The organism is Comamonas sp. (assembly GCF_009360615.1).
GTDB lineage: Bacteria > Pseudomonadota > Gammaproteobacteria > Burkholderiales > Burkholderiaceae_C > Comamonas.
In genome coordinates, this window is the sequence record NZ_SPEY01000077.1 from 1 (window position 1) to 26,813 (window position 26,813).

Here is a 26,813-nt window from a genome sequence, read left to right on the forward strand (position 1 = left end):
CCGCCACCTGGGCATCTCAGGAAAGACATAGATTGTATATCAAAAAAATGAACCCTCGCGCAAAAGTTGCCGATATGAACGAAGAAATTTTGGGCACTGTGCAGGGCCACCGCGACGGTCACGGCTTTGTCGTCCGTGACGATGGTGAGCGTGACATCTACCTTCCACCCAATGAAATGCGTGCAGTGCTGCACAAGGACAGAGTCCAGGTGCGCATTGCCCGTCATGATCATCGCGGGCGCCCCGAAGGGCGCGTGGTGGAAATCGTGGAGCGTCCCGATCAGCCCATCATCGGTCGCTTTCTGCAGGAAAGCGGTGTGTGGCTTGTGGCCCCTGAAGACAAACGCTACGGCCAGGACATTCTGATTCCTTCCAACGCCACGGGGGCCGCCAAGCCGGGGCAGGTGGTGGTGGTTGAACTGACGGAGGCCCCGGCCCTGTTCGGCCAGCCCGTGGGACGCATCACCGAAGTCCTGGGCGAAGTGGATGACCCCGGGATGGAAATCGAGATTGCGGTCCGCAAGTATGGCGTGCCGCATATCTTCTCCGACGCCTGCCTGGAGCAGGCCAAGGCATTGCCCGAAAAAGTCCGTCCTGCAGATTGCAGGCATCGCATCGACCTGACCGATATTCCCCTGGTCACCATTGACGGTGAGGATGCGCGCGACTTTGACGATGCCGTGTATTGCGAGCCTGCCAAGGTGGGGCGCAGCAAGGGCTGGCGCCTGCTGGTGGCGATTGCCGATGTGAGCCACTATGTGACCACGGGCAGCGCCATCGATATTGACGCCTATGATCGCGCCACCAGTGTGTACTTTCCGCGTCGCGTGATTCCCATGCTGCCGGAAAAGCTCAGCAACGGACTGTGTTCGCTGAACCCCGACGTGGATAGACTGTGCATGGTCTGCGACATGCTGATCACGTCGCAGGGCGAGATCCACGCCTATCAGTTCTACCCTGCGGTCATGCACAGCCATGCACGCTTCACCTACACCGAGGTGGCGGCAATCCTGGCCAATACACGTGGCCCCGAAGCAGCCAAGCGCAAGGAGCGGGTTCAGGATCTGCTGAATCTGTATGGTGTCTTCCAGTCCCTGCTCAAGGCGCGCGAGGCGCGTGGTGCCGTGGACTTCGAGACGACCGAGACGCAGATTGTCTGCGACGACAACGGCCGCATCGAAAAGATCGTGCCGCGCACCCGCAACGATGCGCACAAGCTGATCGAAGAGGCCATGCTGGCGGCCAATGTCTGCAGCGCAGACTTCATCGACCAGAGCGGGCAACTGGGGCTGTTCCGCGTGCACGACAAGCCTTCGCTGGAAAAACAGGAGATCCTGCGCAACTACCTCAAGGCCATGGGCGTGAGCATGAGCATCAGCGAGAACCCTTCGACCAAGGAGTTCCAGCAGATTGCCAATGCCACCAAGGACAGGCCTGACTCGCAGCAGATTCACACCATGCTGCTGCGCTCCATGATGCAGGCCTTCTACACGCCGGAGGGCTCGGGGCACTTTGGTCTGGCCTTCGAGGCCTATACCCACTTCACCAGCCCGATTCGCCGTTATCCCGACTTGCTGGTGCATCGCGTGATCAAGGCGGAGCTGAACGGCACGCATTACAAGCTGCCGAACCTGCCCACGCCGGGCGAGGCCGAAGCGAAGATGGCCAAGCGTCTTGCCTCGCGTGTGGTCGAGCCGGGCCAGAAGCCGCGCAAGCGCTCGGCGGCCAAGGAGTTTCAGGCCTGGGAGGCTGCCGGCCTGCACTGCAGCGCCAATGAGCGCCGCGCCGACGAGGCCAGTCGCGATGTGGAGGCCTGGCTCAAGTGCAAGTACATGCGCGAGCATCTGGGCGAGGAGTTTGCGGGCACGGTGTCCTCGGTGACGACCTTCGGCGTCTTTGTGACGCTGGACGCCATGTATGTGGAGGGGCTGGTGCATATCACCGAGCTGGGCGGCGACTACTTCCGTTTCGACGAAGCCCGGCAGGAATTGCGCGGCGAGCGCTCGGGTGTGCGCTATGGCATCGGCGCGCGAGTGCGGGTGCAGGTCAGTCGCGTGGACCTGGACGGGCGTCGCATCGACTTCCGCCTGGTGCGCGACGGCGAGGACGGTCTGGTGCAGCCTGCCCGCAGCGGCCGCGGTCAGGCCAAGGATGAGGGACGTGGTCGCCGTGATTCGCGTGACGAGCGCAGTGCGGGCGGCTATTCCGACAAGTGGAGTCGTCGTGACGCCAAGGCCAATCGTGCGCAGCGCAATGCTGCTGCAGGGCCTGCTGCTGCGCCTGAGCCAGATCGCTCCAGGCAAGGTCGTAAAGCAGCCAAGAAGGCCATGCTGAAAAGCGTGAATCTGGCGGCGCTGGAGGCGGAATACGCGCAGGCTCCCAAGCCCGAACCTGTAGCGGAGCCCGTCGCGGTGGCCGTGGTTGCCAAGCCGCGCAAGGCGGTGGGAAAGAGGCAGGTCGCAGCGCTGCTTGCGGCGCCTGATGCCTCGACGTCCTCTGTGACGAAGACCGAGGTCAAGCCCGAATCCAGGCCGAGGTCCAAGTCCGCATCCAAGCCCGCGACGAAGCCGGCCGTGAAATCGACGCCCAAGGCCGTGAAGACTGCGGCCAAGCCTGTGGCGTCTGCCAAGACGGCAGCGGCCGGCAAGACCAGCAAGCGCAAGACCGAGCGCTGATTCTTGTCTCGTGCAGAACCCCAGGCCTTGTCAGAGATGGCAAGGCCTGTGTCTTTCAGTCTTTCATGCGGCGCCGAGCTGCATTGCCAGGGCACTGGCGCTGAACGGACGGTCTGCGGGCCAGCGATCTGCGAGCTGGCCGTGGCGGAAGGCTCCCGCGATGGCCGCCATATCGGCACTGAGGCCCTGCGCCCATAGCGCTGCGATCAGCCCGGCCAGCACATCGCCCGTGCCGCCCGTGGCCAGGCGGGCATTGCCGCTGGCGTTGATCCAGGCTTGCTGCTGCGGGTTGGCGACCACCGTGCCCGAGCCCTTGAGCAGTACCGTGCACTGAAATTTTCGGGCCAGCTGCAGGCAGGACTGCAGGCGGTCGGCTTGCACTTGGACGGTACTGGTCTCCAGAAGGCGTGCGGCTTCCAGCGGGTGGGGTGTCAGAACCGTGCCTTGCTGGCGCGCGGCGCGCTGGCTCAGCTGCTGTGCCAGCGTGGGACTGGCGGCAACGGCGTTGAGGGCATCGGCATCCATTACCAGCTGCGGTGCCTGGTTCAGTACCTGTGGCAGCCAGGGCTTCACCGCTTCGCCGCCACCGCAGCCGCAGACCACGGTGGCCTGGCTCCAGTCCTGCTTCGCAGGCTGGCGCAGCATGATTTCCGGCCAGGGTGCAATGCCTTGCGGCAGCGGCTCGTCCAGCAAGGCCAGCATGACGCGGCCGGCTCCGGCGTGCAGTGCGGCCAGTGCCGCCAGCCAGGCCGCACCCGTCATCGAGCGGCCGCGCAAGCCCAGGCCTTCGCCGCCGAGCACGGCCACATCGCCAAAACTGCCTTTGTGGCTGGCGTGCGGACGTGCTCTTGCGAACGCAGGGCCTGAGGCGCTCAGATACGCGCTGGGGTCTGCGGCCGCAGGGGCTGCCGAGTCTGGAGGGGCTGCAATGCCGCAGCCCAGGTCGTCCCACCAGATATGACCGCAGGCATCGCGGCCCTGGCCGGTGAACAGGCCGGGCTTCAGGGTCAGCAACGCAAGCGTGTGGCGCGGTTGCCGGGCGGCGGCAGGGGCGTGCGCGAACTCCCTCAGGTATTGACCGGTGTCGGCATCGAGGCCGGAGGCGAGGTCGACGCAGAGTACGGTGCAGGCGCATTGCCGAACCTGATCCAGCAGTTGCAGCAAGCGCTGATTGTCAGTCGAGGCCTTGTGAGAAGGGCGCGGACTCAGTCCGATCCCCAGCAGTGCATCGATGCAAAGGTCCTGTGGTCCCAGGTCGGCGGGAGCGTCACGCGTCCACTGAACGCCCGCATGCCCGGCCTGGTTCCGGGAGATCCTTGCATCCGACGGCAACTCGGCAGGTGCGCGCACTTCGCTGACCATGACTTGCGCATGGGGCAGCATGGTCCGGAGCTGCGCGGCCGCCTCGAAGCCGTCGCCGCCATTGTTGCCCGGTCCGCAGGCAATCCAGATGCGTTGTGCATGCGGTGCGATGGCCATCGCCAGCCTCGCGATGGCAAGGCCTGCGCGCTCCATCAGTCGGTGGGGAGGCAGACCGCTGGCGCACGCCTGCTCGATCCGTCGCGTGGCGGCGGTGCTGAACAGCGGCCAGCCCTGGCCGGGAGAAGCGGAGGCGGGCGGTGTGTCTATGGAGGAGATGCGCAGCATGATGTGAGGATAGCCTCTGGCTGCACCTTTGTGGGATTCTGATTTTTTGCTCTGCAGTCGAATGCCTTCGGGTGCTTGCAGCTATCAAAATGGAAGTCATCCCCGGTGCAGTGCCGCTTCGATGCCGGCGCTGATATTCAGAATCGCATCGTCGTGCAGGGCCGCATGCCAGACCATCAGGCCCATGGGCAGCTCGTCGGGGCGGTGGCACGGCAGTGACAGGGCGCAGCCATCCAGCATATTGACCACGCTGGTATTGCGCAGCAGCAGGCCATTGACGCGGAAGAATTCCTCGTCACGTCTGAGATCGGCCGCAGCATCGAAGCCGTTGGCCGGTGCAACGGATGCAATCGTCGGGGCGGTGATGGGCGTGGTGGGCGAGAGCAGGGCGTCATAGCCGGCAATGGCGCTCTCCATCTTGGCAATCCAGCGGCTGCGCGCGGCCAGCAGATCCAGATAGTCGGCAGCGCTCATGCTCGCGCCGCGCTCTATGCGCGAGCGCACCCGAGGGTCGTAGAGCGCGGCTGTTGCAGGATCCGCCAGATGGCGCCGGTGCCAGGCATAGCTTTCGGTAGGCGAGAAGCCGCCGATGAGGTTGATGCCGCCCAGTTCCTCCAGCTCGGGCAGGTCAATCCACTCGATCTGCGCGCCGCCTGCCTGCAGCTTGGCGATGCTGCGCTCGAAAGCGACGCGCACGGCAGGCTCGATCTGTTCGAAGAAGAGGGGGCGTGGTACAGCCAGGCGCCACCGGTTCAGGCTGCGCTCGTCCTGGGCAACCTTGCGATCGGCCAGAATCTCGTGCAGCAGCACGGCATCCCGCACGCTGCGGGTAATGGCGCAGGCGGTGTCCAGTGTGGGCGAAAGTGGCACGGTTCCTTCGGTGGGGACCAGTCTTGCCGTACTCTTGAAGCCCACCAGACCGTTGAGCGCAGCGGGGATGCGAATGGATCCGCCGGTATCCGTGCCCAGCGCGGCCCAGGCAGCGCCGCTGGCGACGGACACGGCTGCACCGGACGAGGAGCCGCCGGGAATGCGGGCGGCACGAGTGGGGGCCAGCTGAGGGTTGGCCGGGTGGCGGGCATCCAGCGCGGCGGGGGTGCCGAAATGCGGGTTCACGCCCACGCCGGAAAAAGCGAACTCGACCATATGGGTGCGACCGATGATGGCGGCGCCTGCTGCGCGAAGGCGGGCAACGGCCGTGGCGTCTGACCGGGCGACGGGTGCATTCTGCAGCACCAGGGAGCTTGCGGCACTGCGCGCTCCTCGGGTATCAAACAAATCCTTGACCGAGATGGACAGGCCGGCCAAAGGCGCCGCGGACGGCGTTTCCGCTGCGGCCCAGCGTGCCTCGTCAAAAAAAGTCTGGCTGAAAACGTTGGCGCACAAGGGGCTTTGTGCTGCGGCAATGCTCATTTGCATGAGGTTTGCGGCAGTCTGGCGGCCTTCGCGGATCTCGAGAGCGACGTGACTGAGGTCGAGTTGCATGGCGATGTGCTAAAATTTTGCGGCTTTGCTAAGGGTTAGTCCGAGAGGATTGACTCGAACAGCTCTGGAGATGGTTGATGCGATGGCGTTTTTACGCGTTGCAGCGCTTGCTTCCAGAGGCCGGCAAGGCAAATAGCAAACCGGCCTATCCAAGGTGTTGTGATCGCTTTTTTCAAGGGGTTGCAATCGTTGGGCCGGATTTTAGACCCAACCTTTGAGGTAATTAACATGGCAGTAACAATGCGCGAGATGCTGGAAGCCGGCGTCCACTTCGGTCACCAAACTCGTTTCTGGAATCCCAAGATGGCTCCGTTCATCTTCGGTGCCCGTAACAAGATCCACATCATCAACCTGGAAAAGTCCCTGCCGATGTTCCAGGAAGCCCAGAAGTTCGCCAAGCAGCTGACTGCTAACGGCGGCACCATCCTGATGGTGGGTACCAAGCGTCAAGCCCGCGAACTGGTGGCTGAAGAAGCCAAGCGCGCCGGCGTGCCCTACGTCGACCAGCGCTGGCTGGGCGGCATGCTGACCAACTTCAAGACCGTCAAGACCTCCATCAAGCGTCTGAAGGACATGAAGGCCCAGCAAGAAGCTGGTCTGGAATCGATGTCCAAGAAGGAACAGCTGATGTTCGTTCGCGAACTGGAAAAGCTGGAGAAGGACATCGGCGGCATTCAGGACATGAACGGCCTGCCCGACGCCATTTTCGTGATCGACGTGGGCTTCCACAAGATCGCTATCGCTGAAGCCAAGAAGCTGGGCATCCCCCTGATCGGCGTGGTTGACACCAACCACAACCCCGATGGCATCGACTACGTGATCCCTGGTAACGACGACTCCGCCAAGGCTGTGCAGCTGTACGCCCAAGGCATCGCCGACGCTATCCTGGAAGGCCGCGAAGCCCGTCTGAACGACGTGGTGAAGGCTGCTGCCGGTGAGAACGGCGACGAGTTCGTGGAAGTGGAAGAGTCCGCCGCCTAAGCGAAGTCCGGCTGCGCGACCGCATCGCGAGAAAAAGCGGGGCTCTAGGTAGCCCCGTTTTTTTAGCCGGAATCCTGTAACGAATCGAACTGATACTGGAGAAATACGATGGCAATTACTGCAAGCATGGTCGCCGAACTGCGCGCCAAGACCGACGCTCCCATGATGGAATGCAAGAAGGCTCTGACCGAAGCTGATGGCGACATGGCCAAGGCTGAAGAGCTGCTGCGCGTCAAGCTGGGTACCAAGGCTGGCAAGGCTGCTTCCCGCGTGACTGCCGAAGGCGTTGTGGCTGCTTTCATCGAAGGCGGCAAGGGCGGCCTGATCGAAGTGAACAGCGAAACCGACTTCGTGTCCAAGAACGACAGCTTCTTGGCCATGGCCAACGCCGCTGCCAAGCTGGTCGCCGAGCACAACCCCGCTGACCTGGAAGCCCTGGGCGCTCTGGCCTACGAGCAAGACGGCTACGGCCCCACTCTGGAAGATGTGCGCAAGGGCCTGATCGGCAAGATCGGCGAGAACATGTCTTTCCGTCGCTTCAAGGCGTTCAGCGGCGCTGGCCTGGCTGCCTACGTGCACGGCACCCGCATCGGCGTGGTGGTCGAGTTCGACGGCGATGCAGCGGCTGCCAAGGACGTGGCCATGCATGTGGCTGCCATGAAGCCTGTGGCTCTGACTTCCGCCGACGTGCCTGCCGAGCTGATCGCCAAGGAGCGCTCCGTGGCCGAAGGCAAGGCTGCCGAATCCGGCAAGCCTGCCGACATCGTCGCCAAGATGGTGGAAGGCTCCGTGCAGAAGTACCTGAAGGAAGTGTCCCTCGCCGACCAGGTCTTCGTGAAGGCTGCCGACGGCAAGCAAACCGTGGCCCAGATGCTCAAGGCTGCCAACACCACTGTGAAGGCGTTCACGATGTTTGTCGTGGGTGAAGGCATCGAGAAGAAGACTGACGACTTCGCCGCTGAAGTGGCTGCCCAGGTGGCAGCAGCCAAGGCTGGTGCTTAAACCTAAGCCTTAGCAACAATCGCGGCCTAGAGCCGCGATTGATTTATTCCCCCTCTCGTTTTCACACTTATTCAACTTCCACCGGAGAAACACCATGTCCAACGCCATTCCAGCCCACAAGCGCATCTTGCTCAAGCTGTCGGGGGAGGCGTTAATGGGGGATGACCAGTTCGGCATCAACCGAGCAACCATCGAGCGCATGGTGGCCGAGATCGTGGAAGTGACCAAGGTGGGCGTGCAGGTTGCCGTGGTGATCGGCGGCGGCAATATCTTCCGCGGCGTGGCAGGTGGTTCGGTCGGCATGGACCGCGCGACTGCCGACTATATGGGCATGCTGGCCACGGTGATGAACGCCCTGGCCCTGGCCGATGCCATGGACAAGCAGGGCCTGACGGCGCGCGTGATGTCGGCCATCGGCATCGAGCAGGTGGTCGAGCCCTATGTGCGTCCCAAGGCGCTGCAGTACCTCGAGGAGGGCAAGGTCGTGGTGTTCGCTGCCGGTACGGGCAATCCCTTCTTCACCACCGATACCGCCGCAGCGCTGCGCGGTGCCGAGATCGGTGCCGAAGTCGTGCTCAAGGCCACCAAGGTGGATGGCGTGTACACGGCCGACCCGGTCAAGGACCCTTCGGCCACGCGTTACGACAAGCTGGCTTTCGACGAAGCCATCTCGCGCAACCTGGGCATCATGGATGCCACGGCTTTCGCATTGTGCCGAGATCAGAAGCTGCCGATCCGCGTGTTCTCCATCGTCAAGCCCGGTGCACTCAAGCGCGTGGTCATGGGTGAAGACGAGGGCACTCTGGTGTACGCTTGAGCGTTTTGCCGCCCAATGCTCGCAAAGGAACAAGAACATGACGATCGCTGAAATCAAAAAGAACACGGAAACCAAGATGGGTCAATCCATCGAGGCTCTGAAGAACAATCTGGCTCGCGTGCGCACCGGTCGTGCCAACCCCGCGCTGCTGGACGCCATTCACGTCGAGTACTACGGCTCCATGGTGCCTCTGTCGCAGGTGGCCAATGTGTCCCTGCTGGATTCCCGCACCATCAGCGTGCAGCCCTGGGAGAAGAACATGGCTGCCAAGGTGGAAAAGGCCATTCGCGAAAGCGATCTGGGTCTCAATCCCGCTTCCATGGGTGACCTGATTCGCGTGCCCATGCCTCCCATGAGCGAAGAGCGCCGCAAGGAAATGACCAAGCTCGCGCGCAACGAAGGTGAAAACGGCAAGATCGCCATCCGCAACCTGCGCCGCGATGCCAATGAAAGCGTGAAGAAACTGGTCAAGGACAAGGAAGCTTCTGAAGACGATCAGAAGCGCTCCGAAGCCGAAATCCAGAAGATCACCGACAAGCACATTGCCGAGGTCGATGCGCTGGTGGCGGCCAAGGAACAGGACATCATGGCGGTCTGAGCCTTCCCGAAGGACCTGCACTTTTGACATCCAAGAAAAACGGCGCGGTTCCGCGCCATATCGCCGTCATCATGGACGGCAACGGGCGGTGGGCCAAGCGCCGCCTGCTTCCGCGTCTTGCCGGTCACAAGCAGGGCGTGGAGTCCCTGCGCCGATGTGCTCGTGCCTGCGTCGAGCGTGGCGTTCAGGTACTCACGGTATTTGCGTTTTCCTCCGAGAACTGGAACAGGCCCCAGGAAGAGGTGTCCGGCCTCATGAGCCTTCTGGCCAATGCCCTGGCCAAGGAGGTCGCGCAACTCAGCCGCGACGGCGTGCGCCTGTACTTTGTCGGCGACCGTCAAGGTCTGAGCGACAAGGTCCGCGAGGGCTTGGCCGAGGCCGAGCGCATCACGGCGCACAATACGCGCCTGGTCCTCAATGTCTGCTTCAATTACGGTGGCCGCTGGGATATTGCGCAAGCGGCGCAGAAACTGGTGGCCCAGGGTCTGGAGCTGACCCCGGAAAATCTCGACAAGGCCATGGCCCTGGCGCATGTACCGGATCCTGATCTGATGATCCGCACCGGCGGTGAAACCCGCATCAGCAATTTTCTGCTGTGGCAGGCGGCCTACACCGAGCTGTTCTTCAGCAAGGCCCTGTGGCCTGATTTCGACGAAGCTGCTCTCGATGAGGCCATTGCCGTGTTTGGCGGCCGGGAGCGCCGCTTTGGCCAGACTTCGGAGCAGGTTCAACCATCATCTGCCGTCACCTTGACGGCATAACCATAAGAGGTGCCATGCTCAAGCAGCGCGTCATCACCGCCTTGATCCTGCTGGCCATTTTGCTGCCGGCATTGTTCTACACGGCCAGCACCGTGCCTTTTGCCGCACTGATGCTGTTGTTCATGGCGGCTGGTGCCTGGGAATGGGGGCGTCTGAATGGTTTCGGACAGGCAGGCTCGCTGGGTCTGGGTGCTGTCTGTACAGCGCTCTGCGCAGGCTCCTGGTGGGCCGGCTGGATTGATCAGTCCCTGTCCATGTTGTGGCTGATTGCGGGCGCTTTCTGGGTGCTGGGTGGTGTGCTGCTGCTGCGCGCCGGTGTGGCGGGCTGGCCGCATATTCCGGCGATGCTCCGGCTGGTCGGTGGCGTGCTGGCATTGTGGCTGGCCTGGCTGGCCGTCGTGCAGGCACGCAGTATCGGCATCAACTTTCTGCTTTCCATCCTGGTGCTGGTCTGGGTGGCGGATGTCTTTGCCTATTTCGCAGGCCGCACTTTCGGCCTGAAGTTCACCAGGAGCAAGCTGGCTCCTTCCATCAGTCCCGGCAAGAGCTGGGAAGGTGTCTGGGGGGGTATGCTGGGGGTGATTGTGCTGGCTCTGGTCTGGAGCTGGGCAGATCGCCGCTACGGTGCCAGTGTCCCCAGTTTCTATTCGGTGCTGCAGTCACGAGGACTCTGGTTCCTGTTGCTGGCTGCAGTGTTTATGGCTGCGATGAGTGTGGTGGGCGACCTGGTCGAATCCCTCATCAAGCGCAGCGTCGGTGTCAAGGACAGCAGCGGCTTGCTGCCCGGCCATGGTGGTGTCCTGGATCGCATTGATGCCCTCCTGCCCACACTGCCGTTGGCGATGATGCTCTCATCCTTTGTGCATCCATGAAGCAGAAAATCACGGTTCTGGGTTCTACCGGTTCCATTGGAACCAATACCCTGGATGTGGCGGCACGCCACCCCGATCAATATGAAATCTTCGCGCTGAGTGCCGCCACGCAGGTGGATCTGATGCTCAGGCAGTGCGCGCAATTCAAGCCGCAGTTCGCCGTGATGGCCAGCGCGCCTCATGGGCAGCAGCTGGCGGAGAAGATCCGGCAGAACGGACTCAAGACGCAGGTCCTTCAGCAGCAGGATGCTCTTGAGGTGATAGCGTCTCATCCCGATGTCGATGCGGTCATGGGCGCGATTGTGGGTGCCGCCGGGCTGGCCCCCTGCCTGGCTGCAGCCAGAGCGGGCAAGCGCCTGCTGCTGGCCAACAAGGAAGCCCTGGTGGTGGGCGGTGCGCTGTTCATGGACACTGTCAAGCGGCACGGTGCCACCCTGCTGCCCATCGATAGCGAACACTCGGCCATCTTCCAGTGCCTGCCCGAAGACAGCGGTACCTGGGCCGAGCGCGTCGACTCCCTGCTGCTGACGGCCTCGGGCGGTCCTTTCCGTCAACGTGACCCGGCGACATTGTCTGACATCACTCCCGAGCAGGCCTGCTCGCACCCCAACTTTTCCATGGGGCGCAAGATTTCGGTGGACTCGGCCACGATGATGAACAAGGCGCTGGAGGTGATCGAGGCGCGCTGGCTGTTCGATATGGCGCCCGAGAAGATCAAGGTGGTGATCCATCCGCAACAGATCGTGCACTCGATGGTGCAGTTCCGGGATTCGTCAGTGCTCGCTCAGCTGGGTACGCCCGATATGCGGGTGCCGATTGCCTGCGGCCTGGCCTGGCCCCGGCGCATCGAGAGCGGTGCTCCGGTGCTGGATTTTGCCAAGCTGGCGGCGCTGACCTTCGAGGAGGCAGATGCACGTCGCTTTCCTGGTCTGCATCTGTCCTGGCAGGCGCTGCGCGCACCCGAGGGGACGACCACGGTGCTCAATGCAGCCAATGAAGTGGCGGTTGCTGCCTTCCTGGAGCGTCGTCTCTCGTTTGACCGTATTCATGCCGTCAACCTGCAGACGCTGGAATCGGTGCAGCCGGGCGCCGTGAACAGTCTTGAGGATCTGATGGCCCTCGATGCGCGCGCACGCGAGAGCGCGGCCGCCGTCGCCCGGCTGTGGGTGCGCTGACCCGGTGCCGATTCCCGGTGGGTGAGGGGCTGCAGTTGAACTTGCAGCCAGGCGCACACTCCAAGCATCGATTGGCAAAAAGGAGTTTCAGGTGTTGCTGACAGTTGGTGCTTTCATCGTGGCGCTCGGTGTTCTGATTGCGGTGCATGAGTGGGGCCACTATCGCGTTGCCGTGGCCTGCGGTGTCAAGGTGCTGCGTTACTCCGTGGGCTTCGGCAGGCCGCTGTTGCGCTGGGTCGGCAAGAAGTCAGGCACCGAGTATGTGATCGCGGCGTTGCCTCTTGGCGGTTATGTGCGCATGCTTGACGAGCGTGAGGCGGTGGTCAGGCCCGAGGAAAGGCACCTGGCCTTCAACAACCAGCCCCTGCGTTCTCGCGCAGCCATTGTTGCAGCAGGCCCGGCGGCCAATCTGGTGCTGGCCGTGGTGCTGCTGACCGTGGTCAACTGGGTGGGCACGAACGAGCCTGCAGCCCGGCTTGCCGCGCCTGCGGCCGGCAGTTTGCTGCAGCAAGCCGGCATTCAAAGTGGCGACTGGGTGCAGCGTGCCTCCGTGGGAGGCCACGAGTGGCAGCCTGTGCGTGCTCTGGGTGATTTGCGATGGCTGGTGACGACGGCGGCCATTGAAGGCGAGTCCCTGCAGCTGGAAGTGGCTGATCAGGCACATGGCGCGGCGCGCATCGTGCCACTGGATCTCGCTTCTTTGCAGCAAAAGGAACCGGATGCGGCTTTCTTTGACAAGGTAGGGCTGCAGGGAGCCTGGAGCCGTCCGGTCATTGATGAGATTGTCGCTGGCGGCCCGGCGGACAAGGCGGGTCTGCAAAAAGGCGATGTGCTGCTCAGCATCGATGCTGTGGCAGTCCAGGATGGAGCGCAGGCGCGAGCCGTGATTCGTGCCGCGGGGCAGAGCGGGCTGGCGCCGCCCCAGGCCTGGGTGGTGGAGCGCGCGGGCCGGCACCTGAATCTGCAGGTGCAGCCGGAAATGGTGCCCGGCAAGGACGGGCAGGCGCCAGCGGCGCGGGTGAATGCCTTCATCGGCAGCCAGCCGGAGATGGTGCTGGTGCGCAGAGGCTTCCTGGATGGGCTGGGTGCCGGTGTTCAGAAGACCTGGGAGCTGTCTTCGATGACGCTGCGCATGATGGGGCGCATGCTGATCGGTCAGGCCTCGCTCAAGAATATCAGCGGCCCCTTGACGATTGCCGATTACGCGGGCAAGTCTGCCAGCATGGGGCTGGTGCAATATCTGTCTTTTCTTGCGCTCATCAGCATCAGTCTGGGCGTTCTCAACCTGCTACCATTGCCCGTTCTGGATGGTGGGCACCTGATGTATTATCTTTGGGAAGGTCTGACGGGGCGCAGTGTCTCTGAAGTCTGGGCTGAAAGACTGCAGCGTGCAGGCATCGCGGTCATACTGCTGATGATGTCAGTCGCCTTTTTCAACGATATCAACCGGCTCTGGGGCTAATTTTTATCGCTACGGTAGGCCGCATTCGCGGCGATTTCCACTCATGAAAAAACATTTCAATCGCTTGGGCATGCGCTCTGCTACTGCCCTGGCTGCTATGGTTTTAGCTGCGCAGGCGGCATGGGCGCTGGAGCCCTTCAAGGTTCAAGATATCCGCGTCGAGGGTTTGCAGCGAGTGGAGCCCGGTACGGTTTTCGCCTCCATGCCTTTGCGCGTGGGTGACGACTACAACGACGAAAAGGGCGCAGCGGCCATCCGTTCGCTGTTTGCACTGGGTCTGTTCAAGGATGTACGCCTGGAAGCCAATGGCAATGTGCTGGTGGTGGTCGTGGAGGAGCGTCCCACCATTGCCGAGGTGAACTTTGCCGGCACCAAGGAATTCGACAAGGACACCTTGCTCAAGGCCATGCGCGACGTGGGTCTGGCGGATGGCCGGCCTTTCGACAAGGCCTTGGCGGATCGTGCCGAGCAGGAGCTCAAGCGCCAGTACATCAACCGCAGCCTCTACGGTGCGGAGGTGGTGACCACGGTGACGCCGATCGAGCGCAACCGCGTGAACCTGACCTTCACCGTCTCGGAAGGCGAGCCCGCGAAGATCAATGAAATCCACATTGTGGGCAACAAGGCCTTCAAGGAGTCCACGCTCAAGGATCTGTTCGACCAGGACACGGGCAACTGGATGAGCTGGTACACCAAGTCCGACCGCTATGCGCGCAACAAGCTGAATGCGGACCTGGAGTCCCTGCGCTCCTACTATCTGCAACGCGGCTATCTGGAGTTCCGCGTGGAGTCGACCCAGGTCGCCATATCTCCTGACAAGCAGAGCATCGGCCTGACCGTGAACATTCACGAAGGCAATCAGTACGTGGTCTCTGGCGTGAAGCTCGAAGGCAACTACCTCGATCGCGATGACGAGTTCAAGTCGCTGGTCAAGATCAAGCCCGGCGAGCCCTATAACGCCGACCAGGTCTCCGAGACGATCAAGGCTTTTACCGACTATTACAGCAATTTCGGTTTTGCCTTCGCCAAGGTGGAGGCCGTGCCCGAAATCGACCGCACGAACAACCGTGTGGCCCTGGTGCTGCAGGCCCAGCCCTCGCGCCGAGCCTACATCCGGCGCATCAGCGTCAGCGGCAACAACAAGACCCGCGACGAAGTGATTCGTCGCGAATTCCGCCAGTTCGAAGCGTCCTGGTATGACGGCCAGAAGATCAAGCTGTCGCGCGACCGTGTGGACCGTCTCGGCTTCTTTACCCAGGTTGAAATCGAAACCCAGGAAGTGCCTGGCTCTCCCGACCAGGTCGATCTGATGATCAACGTGGTGGAAAAGCCCACGGGATCGATCCAGCTGGGTGCCGGTTTCTCCAGCGCCGAAAAGGTTTCGCTGTCCTTTGGCATCAAGCAGGAAAACGTTTTTGGTTCCGGCAACTATCTGGGCCTGGACATCAACACCAGCAAGTACAACCGCACCATGGTGGTGTCGACCACGAATCCCTATTTCACGGATACGGGTATTTCGCGCACCTATGACCTGTACTACCGCACCATCCGTCCCTACTATGACGATGGCGCCTACAAGATCATCACCAAGGGTGCCAGCGTGCGTTTCGGCGTGCCTTTCAGCGAAGTGGATACCATCTTCTTCGGTGCCGGTGTCGAAGGCAATGAAATCAAGCCGGGCACCTATATGCCCGAGGTCTACAACGAATATTGCGGCGGCGCTGTCGGTGCGAATGTCGGCTGCTCCAAGACCGGCATTCCCCTGACGCTGGGTTGGTCTCGCGATAATCGCGACAGCGCGCTGGCTCCGAATGCCGGCCGCTATCAGCGCGTGAATCTGGAAGCCTCGTTCATGAGCGATATGCGCTATGCGAAGGCCAATTACCAGATTCAGCAATATATCCCGCTCAACAAGAAGTACACGATCGCCCTGAACGGCGAGCTGGGCTGGGGCAAGGGCCTGGGCGGCAACCCCTATCCCATCTTCAAGAACTTCTATTCGGGCGGTCTGGGTTCGGTACGCGGTTTCGAGCAGGGCTCCCTGGGCAAGCACGATTCCGTGAACACCAACCTGGCCCTCGGCGGTACACGCAAGCTGACCTTGAATGGCGAGTTCATGGTTCCATTCCCCGGAGCCGGCAACGACAGAACCCTGCGTCTGTTCGGCTTCGTGGACGTGGGTAATGTGTGGGCGGAAGGTGAAAGCATGGATCTGGGGACCTTGCGTGCTTCCACCGGTATCGGTATCAGCTGGATTTCGCCGCTGGGTCCGTTGCGTTTGGCGTATGCTCAGCCTATCCGTAAGGAAACCGGCGATAGAATCCAGAAACTGCAATTCCAAATCGGAACATCTTTCTAATGAAATCTCTCTCTAGCCATCTTTCTCTGGCTGTGCTGCTTGGCGCCATGGCCGTCTCTGCGCATGCACAGGAATTCAAGGCAGGTTTTGTGAACACGGATCGCATCTTCCGTGAGGCATCCGCTGCCAAGGCTGCCCAAGCCAAGCTTGAGCAGGAGTTTTCTAAGCGTGAAAAGGATTTGGTCGATCAGGGCAATTCCTTGAAGAATGCTTCGGACAAGTTCGAGCGCGAGGCTACGACCATGTCCGAGAGCCAGCGCGCATCGCGCCAGCGTCAGCTGGTGGATCAGGACCGTGAATTCCAGCGCAAGCGCCGTGAGTTCCAGGAAGACCTGAACGCCCGCAAGAACGAAGAGCTGGCCACGGTGCTCGATCGTGCCAACAAGGTTGTCAAGCAAGTGGCCGAGGCTGAAAAGTACGACGTCATCCTGCAGGAGGCCGTGTACATCAACCCCAAGTTCGATATCACCGACAAGGTCATCAAGGCCCTGAACGGCGCAAAGTAATCCCAGGGATACTTTTGTGAGCGTTCTATTGGGACAGATTCTCGATGCGCTCGGTGGAGAACTGGTCGGAGGCGAGCGCGAGATGCCCATCTCGCGCATCGCTCCGCTGGACTCTGCGGGTCACGGCGATCTGAGCTTTTTAAGCAATCCCCGCTATCGCCAGCAACTGGCCGCCTCACAGGCGGCCTGTGTCATTGTGGCGCCGGCGCTGCGCGATGAAGCGGCGCAGCGCGGCGCCTGCATAGTCACGGCCGATCCCTATGCCTATTTCGCGCGTGCCACCCAGTGGTGGAAGGCGCATCAGCAAGGCGGCAGGCCGAGCGGCATTCATGCCAGCGCCGTGGTGGATGCCACGGCCCAGGTGCATGCCAGCGCCTATGTGGGTCCGCAGTGCGTGGTGGAGGCGGGCGCCGTCATCGGTGCCGATACGGTGCTGAAGTCGCGGGTCACCGTCAGCCAGGGCTGTGTGGTGGGCGAGCGCTGCATCGTGCATTCGGGTGTGGTCATCGGTGCCGACGGGTTCGGCTTCGCGCCATCGGACGGCCGATGGGAGAAGATCGAGCAACTGGGGGCCGTCCGCATCGGCAACGATGTGGAAATCGGTGCCAACACCTGCGTCGATCGTGGGGCTCTCGATGACACCATCATCGAAGATGGCGTCAAGATCGATAATCTTGTGCAGATTGCCCACAATGTGCATATCGGTGCGCATACGGTGATTGCCGGCAATACCGGTATTGCCGGCAGTGCGCGCATCGGAAAGCACTGCCAGATCGGTGGCGCAGCCAATATCCTGGGGCATCTGACGATTGCGGACGGTACGGTCATTTCGCCGACCTCGATGGTCACTCGCTCCTTGCCCAAGGCAGGTTTTTACACAGGCATCTTTCCGTTGCAAGAAAACGAGCAATGGGAAAAGAACGCTGCAACCTTCAGGCAGTTGTACACGCTCCGGGAGCGGGTCAAGAAGCTTGAACAAGCGCTGGCTGAGGGCCGGCAAAGCAACAACGGAAATTGATGATGGATATTCAAGAAATTCTCAAGCAACTGCCTCACCGCTATCCCTTTCTTCTGGTGGACCGGGTGCTGGAGCTTGAGCGCAACACACGCATCAAGGCGATCAAGAACGTGACTTTCAACGAGCCGTTCTTCACGGGGCACTTTCCTGGTCGTCCCGTCATGCCCGGCGTGCTGATTCTTGAAGCGCTGGCCCAGGCTGCAGGCCTGCTGGCTTTCGATGCCATGGGTCAGGTTCCCGATGAGAACAATATCTACTACTTCGTGGGTATCGATTCGGCGCGCTTCAAGCGCCCCGTGGTGCCGGGGGACCAGCTCGCCCTGGAGATCACCATCGACCGCGTGCGCGGCGGCATCTGGAAGTTCAACGCCGTCGCCAGCGTGGATGGCGAAGTCGCTGCCGAAGCCCAGCTGATGTGCACCATGCGTCACGTGGGATAAGCATTGATGGCGGCTGTGAGCTTGATTCATCCCACCGCCCTGGTGGACCCTGCGGCCCAGCTGGACACCACGGTGTCGGTGGGGCCGTACGCCGTGATCGGTCCCAGGGTGCGCATTGGAGCCCGAAGCAAGGTGGGCGCGCATTGCGTGATCGAGGGCGACACCACGATTGGTGAAGACAACCACATCTTCCAGTTCGCATCGCTGGGAGCCCAGCCCCAGGACAAGAAGTATGCGGGCGAGCCCACGCGTCTGGTGATCGGCGACCGCAACACGGTGCGCGAGTTTTGTACCTTCAACACGGGGACCACGCAGGACCGCGGCGAGACCACCATAGGCCATGACAACTGGATCATGGCCTATGTGCACATCGCGCATGACTGCGTCATCGGCAATCAGACCACGCTGGCCAACAACACCACGCTGGCAGGCCATGTGCATGTCGGCGACTGGGTGACCATCGGCGGGCTCACCGGCGTGCTGCAACGCATGCGCATCGGCGCGCACGCCATGGTGGGCTTTCAGGCCCATGTGAACAAGGATGTGCCGCCTTTCATGACGGTGGATGGCAACCCGCTGGCTGCGCGGAGTGTGAATCTGATCGGTCTCAAGCGCCGCGGTTTCTCGGATGCGCGCATTGCCGCGGTGCGCGAGATGCACAAGCTGCTGTACCGCCAGGGCCTGACGCTGGAGCAGGCCATCGCGGCCATGGATGCGATCAAGTCGGCAACGCCCGAAGCCGTGCAGGATGTGGACTTCATGCAGTCCTTTCTGGCATCGGCGACCAGTGGCATCACACGTTGATGGCAGCTTGCGCTGTCTCCATCTGGATTTGAGTCGTGAATAGCTCTGAAATGCCTAACAAGCAAGCGCAAGCTGCTGCAGATTCCGTAGCGCCCCGCATCGCCATGGTGGCAGGCGAGGCCTCGGGCGATCTGCTGGCTTCGCTGTTGCTCGACGGTCTGCGTCAGCGCTGGCCCGATGCAAGCTCCATGGGGATCGGCGGCGACCGAATGCAGGAGCGAGGCTTTGATGCCTGGTGGCAGTCCGAGCGTCTGGCCGTGCACGGCTACAGCTGGGAAGTCCTGGCCCGCGTGGCCGAGCTGCTCGGAATTCGCAAAAAGCTGCGTCAGCGCCTGATTGCGCATCCGCCCTCGGTCTTCGTGGGCGTGGATGCGCCCGACTTCAACCTGGGGCTGGAAACCGGCTTGCGCGAAGCGGGCATCAAGACCGTGCATTTTGTCTGCCCCTCGATCTGGGCCTGGCGCGCCGATCGCGTGGAGAAAATCCGCCGCGCGGCCGACCATGTGCTGTGCATCTTTCCGTTCGAGCCCGAACTGCTGGCCCGGCATGGCATCGAAGCCACTTACGTCGGCCATCCGCTGGCGCAGGTGATTCCCTTGCATCCCGACAGGGCGGCTGCGCGTGCGCGCCTGGGCCTGGCCGAAGAGGGGCTGGTGCTGGCCTTGCTGCCCGGCAGCCGCCGCTCCGAGGTGCGCTACATCGCCTCGGGTTTTTTCAAGGCGGCAGCGCTGGTCCGCAAGGCGTTGCCGCAGACCCGGATCGTGGTGCCGGCCGTGCCTTCCCTGTACGAAGAGGTGCAGCGCATCGCCGCCGAGGCAGGCATGCAGGAGCAATGCCTCATCGTCAAGGGCCAGTCCCACGATGTGCTGGCGGCCTGCGACTGTACGCTGATTGCCAGCGGCACCGCCACGCTGGAGGCCGCGCTCTACAAGCGCCCCATGGTCATCAGCTACAGCATGCACCCCTGGAGCTGGCGCCTCATGAAGCGCAAGCAACTGCAGCCCTGGGTGGGGCTGCCCAATATTCTGTGCGGCGACTTCGTCGTGCCCGAGCTGCTGCAGGATGCGGCAACGCCCGAGGCACTGGCCCAGGCCGCGCTGGGCTGGCTCAGAGCCAGCCAGGATTCTCCTGTCACCATTGAAGCGCTGGTTGAGCGCTTCACCGCGCTACATCACGAACTGCGCCGCGATACCGCCGAACTGGCTGCCCATGCGATCCAAAAAATCATTGCCACCCCCGCTGCTTGAGCAAGGCTGCCTGCCCTGGCATCCGCCCGGGCTGGTTGCCGGGGTGGATGAGGCAGGGCGCGGCCCGCTGGCCGGCCCGGTGGTGGCGGCCGCCGTCATCCTGGACGACATGAAGCCGATAGCCGGGTTGAATGACTCCAAGAAGCTCACGGCCAACCGCCGGGAGGTGCTCTACGATGAGATCCGTGCCAAGGCGCTTTGCTTTTGCATAGCCCAGGCATCGGTGCAGGAGATCGACGAGATCAACATCCTCAAGGCCACGCTGCTTGCCATGCGCCGTGCGGTGATGGGCTTGCGCCTCAAGCCCGTGCTGGTGCTGGTGGATGGCAATCAGTTGCCCCAGATCGATGTGCAGGCCGAGGCCATCGTCAAGGGGGACTCGCTGGTACAGGCCATTTCGGCAGCTTCCATTTTGGCCAAGGTCACGCGCGACCGCTGGTGCGAGCGGCTGGACGCCCAGTATCCGCAGTACGGATTTGCGGGGCACAAAGGCTACGGCACGGCCGCGCATCTGCAGGCCTTGCGCACCCATGGCGCGACGGCCGAGCACAGGCGCTCCTTTGCGCCAGTGGCCCAGGTGCTGCAGGCAGGGCAAGTGTGCGAGGGCGGTACGGCCCAGCCTGTGCTCTGTGAGACCGGGCTCTCGGGGGTGACGTCGAACCTGTTGATGTCGCAGGCATCGCTCTACGCCTGATACGTGCCTGACCGGTCAGGGCCTGCAATCCCGACTGCGGTGCAGGGCCGGCCAGGGCGCATTATCTTTTTGTTTCAAACTCGGCCAGGTGCTGGCATGCCGGGTTTTTTTTTCTCAGAGGTCGACATGGCTGCACGCCCCCAGGTCACGGATATTCATTCGCGTGACAACGCTTTCGTCAAGGAACTGCGCCGTCTGTCCCAGGACAGCACGGCCTACCGCAAGCAGGGTCAGGTCTGGCTGGAGGGCGATCATTTGTGTCGTGCGGCCCTGGTGCGGGGTCTGAAACCCAAGGTGGCTGTGTTCGCGCAGTCCTTCTGGCCGCAGGCACCGGAGGAGTGGGTGCAGGCCGCCAGCAAGGTCGTGGTGCTGGCCGATGCCTTGTTCGACGAGATCAGCAGCCTGGAGTCTCCCGCCCGCATGGGCTATGTGATGGACTGGGACGCGGCAGTGCGGGTGCAGCCGGGGGCGGCTACCGTGGTGCTGGACCGCGTCCAGGATGCCGGCAATGTGGGCAGCATCCTGCGCAGCGCGTCGGCCTTTGGCTTCACCCAGATCGTGGCGCTCAAGGGGACGGCCGCTCTGTGGAGCCAGAAGGTGTTGCGTGCCGGAATGGGGGCTCACTTCGGCCTTCTTCTGATCGAGGCGGCCTCGGTCGAGCAGGTGCAGGGTCTGCAGGTGCCCCTGGTAGTGACCAGCTCCCATCAGGGGACATTGATTCATGAAGCCGACCTGCCCTGGCCCTGTGCCTGGGCCATGGGCCATGAAGGGCAGGGTGTGGGCGAGGCGCTGATGGGCATGGCACAGCACCGCATCAGCATTGCCCAGCCCGGAGGTGAGGAGTCACTCAACGTGGCTGCCGCCGCTGCGATCTGCCTGCATGCGAGCAGCGTAAGCATGCTACGCCGCAGAGGGTAATCCCGGGGCGCTTCAAAGGGGTGAAGCGGACAGAGCCTATAATGGGCGGCTTTCAAGCATTCCTTCATACGCCTAGCGACGCTTCCTCGCCATTCCCTGCAGACACAAATGTCCCAGCGCACATGCCGGGGCTTCGTTGGGCGTAACCGTAATTAAAAAACCGGAGAACCCAGTGCTTTTGTCTCTCAAGGGAAATTTCCCATCCGCCATTCTGGCGCTCGCAGACGGCACGGTCTTTATTGGCAACTCGATTGGTGCGCAAGGCACCACTGTTGGCGAAGTCGTTTTCAACACCTCGCTGACCGGCTACCAGGAAATCCTCACCGACCCCAGCTATTGCCAGCAGATCGTGACGCTCACGTATCCGCACATCGGCAACTACGGTGTCAATCCTGAAGACGTCGAGGCTGACAAGATCCATGCCGCAGGTCTCATCATCAAGAACCTGCCTTTGCTGGCCAGCAACTTCCGAAGCACCCAGACGCTGTCCGAGTACCTGACCGCAGGCAAGACTGTCGCCATTGCCAACATCGACACCCGCAAGCTCACGCGGCTGCTGCGTGATCATGGTGCGCAGAACGGCGCAATCGTGGGCCTGGCCGCTGGTGAAGAAGTCACCCAGGCCAGGATCGACGAGGCCATCGCCGCCGCCAAGGCCGCGCCCAGCATGAAGGGGCTGGACCTCGCCAAGGTCGTGACCACCGTCAAGTCCTATCCCTGGACCGAAACCGAATGGAAGCTGGGTCAAGGCTACGGCAAGCTTGAGGCGCCCAGGTTCAAGGTCGTGGCCTACGACTTCGGCGTGAAGAAGAACATTCTGCGCATGCTGGCCGAGCGCGGCTGCGATGTGACCGTGGTGCCTGCCCAGACGCCTGCCAAGGACGTGCTGGCCCTGAATCCCGACGGTGTGTTCCTGTCCAACGGCCCTGGCGATCCCGAGCCTTGTGACTACGCCATTGTCGCTGCCCAGGAGATCATGGCCGCCAAGAAGCCTCTGTTCGGCATCTGCCTGGGTCACCAGATCATGGCGCTGGCCTCCGGCGCCAAGACCTTCAAGATGCAGAACAGCCACCACGGCGCCAACCACCCCGTGAAGGACCTGGACTCCGGTCGCGTCAGCATCACCAGCCAGAACCACGGTTTTGCGGTGGAGATCGATTCGCTGCCCGCCAACGCCCGTGCCACGCACATCAGCCTGTTTGACGGCACGCTGCAAGGTCTTGAGCGCACCGACGTGCCTGCCTTCTGCTTCCAGGGCCACCCCGAAGCATCGCCCGGCCCCAACGATATCGGCTATCTGTTTGACCGCTTCACAGCGCTGATGGAGAAACACAACAATGCCTAAGCGCAACGACCTTAAAAGCATTCTGATCATTGGCGCCGGTCCCATCGTGATCGGTCAGGCCTGCGAGTTTGACTACTCCGGCGTGCAGGCCTGCAAGGCCCTGCGCGAAGAGGGTTACAAGGTCATCCTGATCAACAGCAACCCTGCCACGATCATGACGGACCCGGCCACGGCCGACGTCACCTACATCGAGCCCATCACCTGGCAGACGGTCGAGAAGATCATTGCCAAGGAACGTCCCGATGCCATCCTGCCCACCATGGGCGGCCAGACCGCGCTGAACTGCGCGCTGGACCTGTGGAAGAACGGCGTGCTGGACAAGTACAAGGTCGAGCTGATCGGTGCCAAGCCCGAAGCTATCGACAAGGCCGAAGACCGTCTGAAGTTCAAGGACGCCATGACCAAGATCGGTCTGGGCTCCGCGCGCTCCGGCATCGCCCACTCCATGGACGAAGCCTGGGCCGTGCAAAAGCAGATGGGCTTCCCCACCGTCATCCGCCCCAGCTTCACGCTGGGCGGCACCGGCGGCGGCATTGCCTACAACCCCGAGGAATTCGAAACCATCTGCAAGCGCGGTCTGGAGGCTTCGCCCACCAACGAGCTGCTGATCGAAGAATCCCTGCTGGGCTGGAAAGAGTACGAGATGGAAGTGGTGCGCGACACCGCTGACAACTGCATCATCGTCTGCTCCATCGAAAACCTGGATCCCATGGGTGTGCACACCGGTGACTCCATCACCGTGGCGCCGGCCCAGACCTTGACCGACAAGGAATACCAGATCATGCGCAATGCATCTCTGGCTGTTCTGCGCGAGATCGGTGTGGACACGGGCGGCTCCAACGTGCAGTTCTCGGTGAACCCCAAGGACGGTCGCATGATCGTCATCGAGATGAATCCCCGCGTCTCGCGCTCCTCGGCGCTGGCTTCCAAGGCCACGGGCTTCCCCATCGCCAAGATCGCGGCCAAGCTGGCCGTGGGCTTCACGCTGGACGAGCTCAAGAACGAAATCACCGGCGGCAAGACCCCTGCTTCGTTCGAGCCCTCGATCGACTACGTGGTCACCAAGATCCCGCGTTTCGCCTTCGAGAAGTTCCCTGCTGCCGACAACCGCCTGACCACGCAGATGAAGTCCGTGGGCGAAGTGATGGCCATCGGGCGTACCTTCCAGGAATCCTTCCAGAAGGCCTTGCGCGGCCTGGAAGTGGGCGTGGACGGCATGAACGAGAAGACCCAGGATCGCGAAATCCTGGAAAAGGAACTGGGCGAGCCCGGTCCCGACCGTATCTGGTATGTGGGTGACGCGTTCGCGGCAGGCTGGTCGCTGGACGAGGTGCACCACATCACCAAGATCGACAAGTGGTTCCTCGTGCAGATCGAAGAGATCGTCAAGATCGAACTCGAGCTGGACAAGCTGTACGAAGAAAAGGGCGAGGGCGCCCTGGCGGCTCTGGATGCGCAGACCCTGCGCAGCCTCAAGCAAAAGGGCTTCTCCGACCGCCGCCTGGCCAAGCTGCTGCACACCAGCGACAAGGCCTTGCGCGAGGCGCGCAAGGCGCTGAAGGTGCGCCCCGTGTTCAAGCGCGTGGACACCTGTGCGGCCGAATTCGCTTCCAACACCGCATACATGTATTCCACGTATGACGAAGAGTGCGAAGCCGCTCCCACGGACAAGAAGAAGATCATGGTGCTGGGCGGTGGCCCCAACCGTATCGGCCAGGGTATCGAGTTCGACTATTGCTGCGTGCATGCCGCCATGGCCATGCGCGAAGATGGCTACGAAACCATCATGGTCAACTGCAACCCCGAGACCGTGTCCACCGACTACGACACTTCCGACCGCCTGTACTTCGAGCCCCTGACGCTGGAAGACGTGCTGGAAATCGTGGATGTGGAGCAACCCGAAGGCGTGATCGTGCAGTATGGCGGCCAGACGCCTCTGAAGCTGGCTCTGGGCCTGGAGCGCGAAGGCGTGAAGATCATCGGCACCACGCCCGACATGATCGATGCCGCCGAGGACCGCGAGCGCTTCCAGAAGCTGCTCAACGACCTGGGTCTGCGCCAGCCTCCCAACGCCACTGCGCGTACCGAGGCCGAAGCCCTGGAAAAGGCGGCCGGCCTGGGCTACCCCCTGGTGGTGCGTCCTTCCTATGTGCTGGGCGGCCGTGCCATGGAAATCGTGCACGAGCAGCGCGACCTCGAGCGCTACATGCGCGAAGCCGTGAAGGTCTCCAACGACTCGCCCGTGCTGCTGGACCACTTTCTGTCCAATGCCATCGAGTGCGATGTGGACTGCGTGCGCGACAGGACCGGCGCCGTTTACATCGGCGGCGTGATGGAGCACATCGAGCAGGCCGGCGTGCACTCCGGTGACTCCGCATGCTCGCTGCCTCCTTACTATCTGAAGGCCGAAACCGTCGCTGAAATCAAGCGCCAGACCGCAGCCATGGCCGAAGGCCTGCATGTGGTGGGTCTGATGAACGTGCAGTTCGCCATCAAGGAGGCGGACGGCCAGGACGTGATCTACGTGCTGGAAGTGAACCCCCGCGCCTCGCGCACCGTGCCCTTCGTCTCCAAGGCCACGGGCGTGCAGCTGGCCAAGGTGGCCGCACGCTGCATGGCCGGCGACACGCTGGCCGAGCAGGGCATCACCAAGGAGGTCACGCCGCCTTACTTCAGCGTCAAGGAAGCCGTGTTCCCATTCGTGAAGTTCCCCGGTGTGGACACCATCCTGGGCCCCGAGATGAAATCCACCGGTGAAGTCATGGGCGTAGGCAAGACCTTTGGCGAAGCCTTTGTCAAGAGCCAGATGGGTGCGGGTGTTCACCTGCCTGCCGAAGGCAAGGTCTTCCTGTCGGTGAAGAACAACGACAAGACCCGCGCCGTGGCCGTGGCCAAGGAACTGGCCGCCATGGGCTACAGCCTGTGCGCAACCCGCGGCACGGCTGCGGCGATTGCCGAGGCCGGCATCGAGGTGCAGACCGTGAACAAGGTCACCGAAGGCCGTCCCCACATCGTGGACATGATCAAGAATGGTGAAATCGCCCTGGTCATCAACACTGTGGAAGAGCGCCGCAACGCCATCGCCGACTCGCGCCAGATCCGTACCAGCGCGCTGCTGGCACGCGTGACCACCTTCACCACCATCTTCGGCGCGGAAGCGGCCGTGGAGGGCATGAAGGCCATGCGCGGCAATCTGGACGTGCACTCCGTGCAAGAGCTGCATGCCATGCTGACCAAGGCCTGAAAAGGCTGACGCCCGAGGCAGCCCGCAAGGGCTGCCGGGTTTTTACCGCACTTGTGCCGCGGCAAACACGGCATAATCTCCGGTAATGTATTTGAACCGCCGCGCGGCAACGTGCGGCGGTTTGCTTTTGGGGCACAGGCCCCTGTTTGACGTTGTCACTCAGGCCTGTGCGAGAGGTGCCGCGCTGGGCGCGGCGTTTGCTGAATTTGGAGACTCGATCATGGCCACCATCCCAATCACCAAGCGCGGAGCAGAAAAGCTCAAAGTCGAACTGCAACGCCTGAAGACGGTGGATCGCCCCGCCGTCATTCAAGCCATTGCAGAGGCCCGTGCCCAGGGCGACCTCAGCGAAAACGCCGAATACGAATCCGCGAAGGAGCAGCAGGGCTTCATCGAAGGCCGCATCCTCGAGGTCGAAGGCAAGCTGTCCGCCGCGCAGGTCATCGATCCGACGGAGCTGGATGCCGGCGGTCGTGTGGTGTTTGGCGCGACCGTGGACCTGGAAGATGAAGACAGCGGCTCGGCCGTGACCTACCAGATCGTGGGCGAGGACGAGGCCGACCTCAAGCACGGTCTGATCAACGTCTCCAGCCCCATTGCCCGTGCCCTTATCGGCAAGGAAGAGGGGGATACCGCCGTGGTGCAGGCGCCGGGCGGCGAGCGCCGCTATGAAATCGTGGGCGTAAAGTACATCTGATCACCCCTGAGGCGCTGCGCGCCTGCCCCTCTCTCTAAGCGCTTCGCGCTGCGGGGGGGCGATGCC

The 26,813-nt window shown here is 62.3% G+C and carries 22 protein-coding genes; 20 read left to right on the plus strand and 2 right to left on the minus strand.

Annotated elements, in window-relative coordinates:
• Positions 1–47: 47 nt before the first annotated feature.
• The gene (gene rnr, locus E2583_RS18820) at positions 48–2,675 is read left to right on the plus strand and encodes a ribonuclease R (RefSeq protein WP_291597735.1); all 2,628 of its coding nucleotides are present in this window, start codon (positions 48–50) and stop codon (positions 2,673–2,675) included.
• A 63-nt stretch (positions 2,676–2,738) separates the two neighbouring features.
• On the opposite strand, the gene E2583_RS18825 is transcribed toward rnr, so the two are convergent.
• The gene (locus E2583_RS18825; protein ID WP_291597736.1) at positions 2,739–4,322 is read right to left on the minus strand and encodes an NAD(P)H-hydrate dehydratase; all 1,584 of its coding nucleotides are present in this window, start codon (positions 4,320–4,322) and stop codon (positions 2,739–2,741) included.
• 96 nt (positions 4,323–4,418) lie between these two features.
• A complete protein-coding gene (locus E2583_RS18830; protein WP_291597737.1) occupies positions 4,419–5,807 on the minus strand; it encodes an amidase in 1,389 nt (462 codons plus the stop codon).
• 228 nt (positions 5,808–6,035) lie between these two features.
• Here E2583_RS18830 and rpsB point away from each other — a divergent pair, with 228 nt between their 5' ends.
• From rpsB to greA, 19 genes are all read left to right on the plus strand, one after another.
• Positions 6,036–6,788 carry a 30S ribosomal protein S2 gene (gene rpsB / locus E2583_RS18835; RefSeq protein WP_291597738.1) on the plus strand — a complete coding sequence of 251 codons (753 nt, stop codon included), beginning with the start codon at positions 6,036–6,038 and terminating at the stop codon, positions 6,786–6,788.
• A 108-nt stretch (positions 6,789–6,896) separates the two neighbouring features.
• Positions 6,897–7,790, plus strand: coding sequence for a translation elongation factor Ts (tsf, locus tag E2583_RS18840; RefSeq protein ID WP_291597739.1), 894 nt, complete (start codon positions 6,897–6,899; stop codon positions 7,788–7,790).
• A 94-nt stretch (positions 7,791–7,884) separates the two neighbouring features.
• Positions 7,885–8,607, plus strand: coding sequence for a UMP kinase (gene pyrH, locus E2583_RS18845; protein WP_003053409.1), 723 nt, complete (start codon positions 7,885–7,887; stop codon positions 8,605–8,607).
• A 37-nt stretch (positions 8,608–8,644) separates the two neighbouring features.
• Entirely contained in the window at positions 8,645–9,205 is a 561-nt protein-coding gene (gene frr, locus E2583_RS18850) for a ribosome recycling factor (RefSeq protein ID WP_291597740.1), read from the plus strand.
• Between the two features lie 23 nt (positions 9,206–9,228).
• Complete coding sequence (uppS, locus tag E2583_RS18855; RefSeq protein WP_291597741.1) at positions 9,229–9,966, plus strand: polyprenyl diphosphate synthase; 738 nt, start codon at positions 9,229–9,231, stop codon at positions 9,964–9,966.
• Between the two features lie 14 nt (positions 9,967–9,980).
• Positions 9,981–10,838: a phosphatidate cytidylyltransferase gene (locus tag E2583_RS18860; RefSeq protein WP_291597742.1), complete on the plus strand. Its 858-nt coding sequence runs from the start codon at positions 9,981–9,983 to the stop codon at positions 10,836–10,838.
• Positions 10,835–12,013 (plus strand): 1-deoxy-D-xylulose-5-phosphate reductoisomerase, encoded by a 1,179-nt coding sequence (ispC, locus tag E2583_RS18865; protein WP_291597743.1) that lies wholly within the window; start codon positions 10,835–10,837, stop codon positions 12,011–12,013. Before E2583_RS18860 ends, ispC begins: the two co-directional genes overlap by 4 nt.
• A 91-nt stretch (positions 12,014–12,104) precedes the next feature.
• Positions 12,105–13,475 (plus strand): RIP metalloprotease RseP, encoded by a 1,371-nt coding sequence (rseP, locus tag E2583_RS18870; RefSeq protein WP_291597744.1) that lies wholly within the window; start codon positions 12,105–12,107, stop codon positions 13,473–13,475.
• A 43-nt stretch (positions 13,476–13,518) separates the two neighbouring features.
• A complete protein-coding gene (gene bamA, locus E2583_RS18875; RefSeq protein WP_291597745.1) occupies positions 13,519–15,834 on the plus strand; it encodes an outer membrane protein assembly factor BamA in 2,316 nt (771 codons plus the stop codon).
• Positions 15,834–16,340, plus strand: a complete 507-nt coding sequence (locus E2583_RS18880) for an OmpH family outer membrane protein (RefSeq protein WP_291597746.1) — start codon at positions 15,834–15,836, stop codon at positions 16,338–16,340. Before bamA ends, E2583_RS18880 begins: the two co-directional genes overlap by 1 nt.
• 16 nt (positions 16,341–16,356) lie before the next feature.
• Positions 16,357–17,358 (plus strand): UDP-3-O-(3-hydroxymyristoyl)glucosamine N-acyltransferase, encoded by a 1,002-nt coding sequence (gene lpxD, locus E2583_RS18885; RefSeq protein ID WP_291597747.1) that lies wholly within the window; start codon positions 16,357–16,359, stop codon positions 17,356–17,358.
• Positions 17,358–17,798 (plus strand): 3-hydroxyacyl-ACP dehydratase FabZ, encoded by a 441-nt coding sequence (fabZ, locus tag E2583_RS18890; RefSeq protein WP_003053425.1) that lies wholly within the window; start codon positions 17,358–17,360, stop codon positions 17,796–17,798. Before lpxD ends, fabZ begins: the two co-directional genes overlap by 1 nt.
• A gap of 6 nt (positions 17,799–17,804) precedes the next feature.
• Entirely contained in the window at positions 17,805–18,602 is a 798-nt protein-coding gene (lpxA, locus tag E2583_RS18895) for an acyl-ACP--UDP-N-acetylglucosamine O-acyltransferase (RefSeq protein ID WP_291597748.1), read from the plus strand.
• Positions 18,603–18,652: 50 nt separating this feature from the next.
• Positions 18,653–19,849: a lipid-A-disaccharide synthase gene (gene lpxB / locus E2583_RS18900; protein ID WP_291597749.1), complete on the plus strand. Its 1,197-nt coding sequence runs from the start codon at positions 18,653–18,655 to the stop codon at positions 19,847–19,849.
• Positions 19,812–20,543, plus strand: coding sequence for a ribonuclease HII (gene rnhB / locus E2583_RS18905; protein ID WP_291597750.1), 732 nt, complete (start codon positions 19,812–19,814; stop codon positions 20,541–20,543). Before lpxB ends, rnhB begins: the two co-directional genes overlap by 38 nt.
• A 126-nt stretch (positions 20,544–20,669) precedes the next feature.
• Positions 20,670–21,461, plus strand: coding sequence for an RNA methyltransferase (locus E2583_RS18910; RefSeq protein ID WP_291597751.1), 792 nt, complete (start codon positions 20,670–20,672; stop codon positions 21,459–21,461).
• A gap of 172 nt (positions 21,462–21,633) precedes the next feature.
• Positions 21,634–22,806 (plus strand): glutamine-hydrolyzing carbamoyl-phosphate synthase small subunit, encoded by a 1,173-nt coding sequence (gene carA, locus E2583_RS18915; protein ID WP_291597752.1) that lies wholly within the window; start codon positions 21,634–21,636, stop codon positions 22,804–22,806.
• The gene (gene carB / locus E2583_RS18920) at positions 22,799–26,050 is read left to right on the plus strand and encodes a carbamoyl-phosphate synthase large subunit (RefSeq protein ID WP_291597753.1); all 3,252 of its coding nucleotides are present in this window, start codon (positions 22,799–22,801) and stop codon (positions 26,048–26,050) included. Before carA ends, carB begins: the two co-directional genes overlap by 8 nt.
• Before the next feature lie 220 nt (positions 26,051–26,270).
• Positions 26,271–26,747 carry a transcription elongation factor GreA gene (gene greA / locus E2583_RS18925; RefSeq protein WP_291597754.1) on the plus strand — a complete coding sequence of 159 codons (477 nt, stop codon included), beginning with the start codon at positions 26,271–26,273 and terminating at the stop codon, positions 26,745–26,747.
• Positions 26,748–26,813 lie beyond the last annotated feature (66 nt).

Bases quoted from the DNA above. Each gene is read 5' to 3' on its own strand.
- rnr (WP_291597735.1), top strand. From the start codon at position 48: ATGAACCCTCGCGCAAAAGTTGCCGATATGAACGAAGAAATTTTGGGC.
- E2583_RS18825 (WP_291597736.1), bottom strand. From the start codon at position 4,322: ATGCTGCGCATCTCCTCCATAGACACACCGCCCGCCTCCGCTTCTCCC.
- E2583_RS18830 (WP_291597737.1), bottom strand. From the start codon at position 5,807: ATGCAACTCGACCTCAGTCACGTCGCTCTCGAGATCCGCGAAGGCCGC.
- rpsB (WP_291597738.1), top strand. From the start codon at position 6,036: ATGGCAGTAACAATGCGCGAGATGCTGGAAGCCGGCGTCCACTTCGGT.
- tsf (WP_291597739.1), top strand. From the start codon at position 6,897: ATGGCAATTACTGCAAGCATGGTCGCCGAACTGCGCGCCAAGACCGAC.
- pyrH (WP_003053409.1), top strand. From the start codon at position 7,885: ATGTCCAACGCCATTCCAGCCCACAAGCGCATCTTGCTCAAGCTGTCG.
- frr (WP_291597740.1), top strand. From the start codon at position 8,645: ATGACGATCGCTGAAATCAAAAAGAACACGGAAACCAAGATGGGTCAA.
- E2583_RS18860 (WP_291597742.1), top strand. From the start codon at position 9,981: ATGCTCAAGCAGCGCGTCATCACCGCCTTGATCCTGCTGGCCATTTTG.
- ispC (WP_291597743.1), top strand. From the start codon at position 10,835: ATGAAGCAGAAAATCACGGTTCTGGGTTCTACCGGTTCCATTGGAACC.
- bamA (WP_291597745.1), top strand. From the start codon at position 13,519: ATGAAAAAACATTTCAATCGCTTGGGCATGCGCTCTGCTACTGCCCTG.
- E2583_RS18880 (WP_291597746.1), top strand. From the start codon at position 15,834: ATGAAATCTCTCTCTAGCCATCTTTCTCTGGCTGTGCTGCTTGGCGCC.
- fabZ (WP_003053425.1), top strand. From the start codon at position 17,358: ATGATGGATATTCAAGAAATTCTCAAGCAACTGCCTCACCGCTATCCC.
- lpxA (WP_291597748.1), top strand. From the start codon at position 17,805: ATGGCGGCTGTGAGCTTGATTCATCCCACCGCCCTGGTGGACCCTGCG.
- lpxB (WP_291597749.1), top strand. From the start codon at position 18,653: ATGCCTAACAAGCAAGCGCAAGCTGCTGCAGATTCCGTAGCGCCCCGC.
- rnhB (WP_291597750.1), top strand. From the start codon at position 19,812: ATGCGATCCAAAAAATCATTGCCACCCCCGCTGCTTGAGCAAGGCTGC.
- E2583_RS18910 (WP_291597751.1), top strand. From the start codon at position 20,670: ATGGCTGCACGCCCCCAGGTCACGGATATTCATTCGCGTGACAACGCT.
- carB (WP_291597753.1), top strand. From the start codon at position 22,799: ATGCCTAAGCGCAACGACCTTAAAAGCATTCTGATCATTGGCGCCGGT.
- greA (WP_291597754.1), top strand. From the start codon at position 26,271: ATGGCCACCATCCCAATCACCAAGCGCGGAGCAGAAAAGCTCAAAGTC.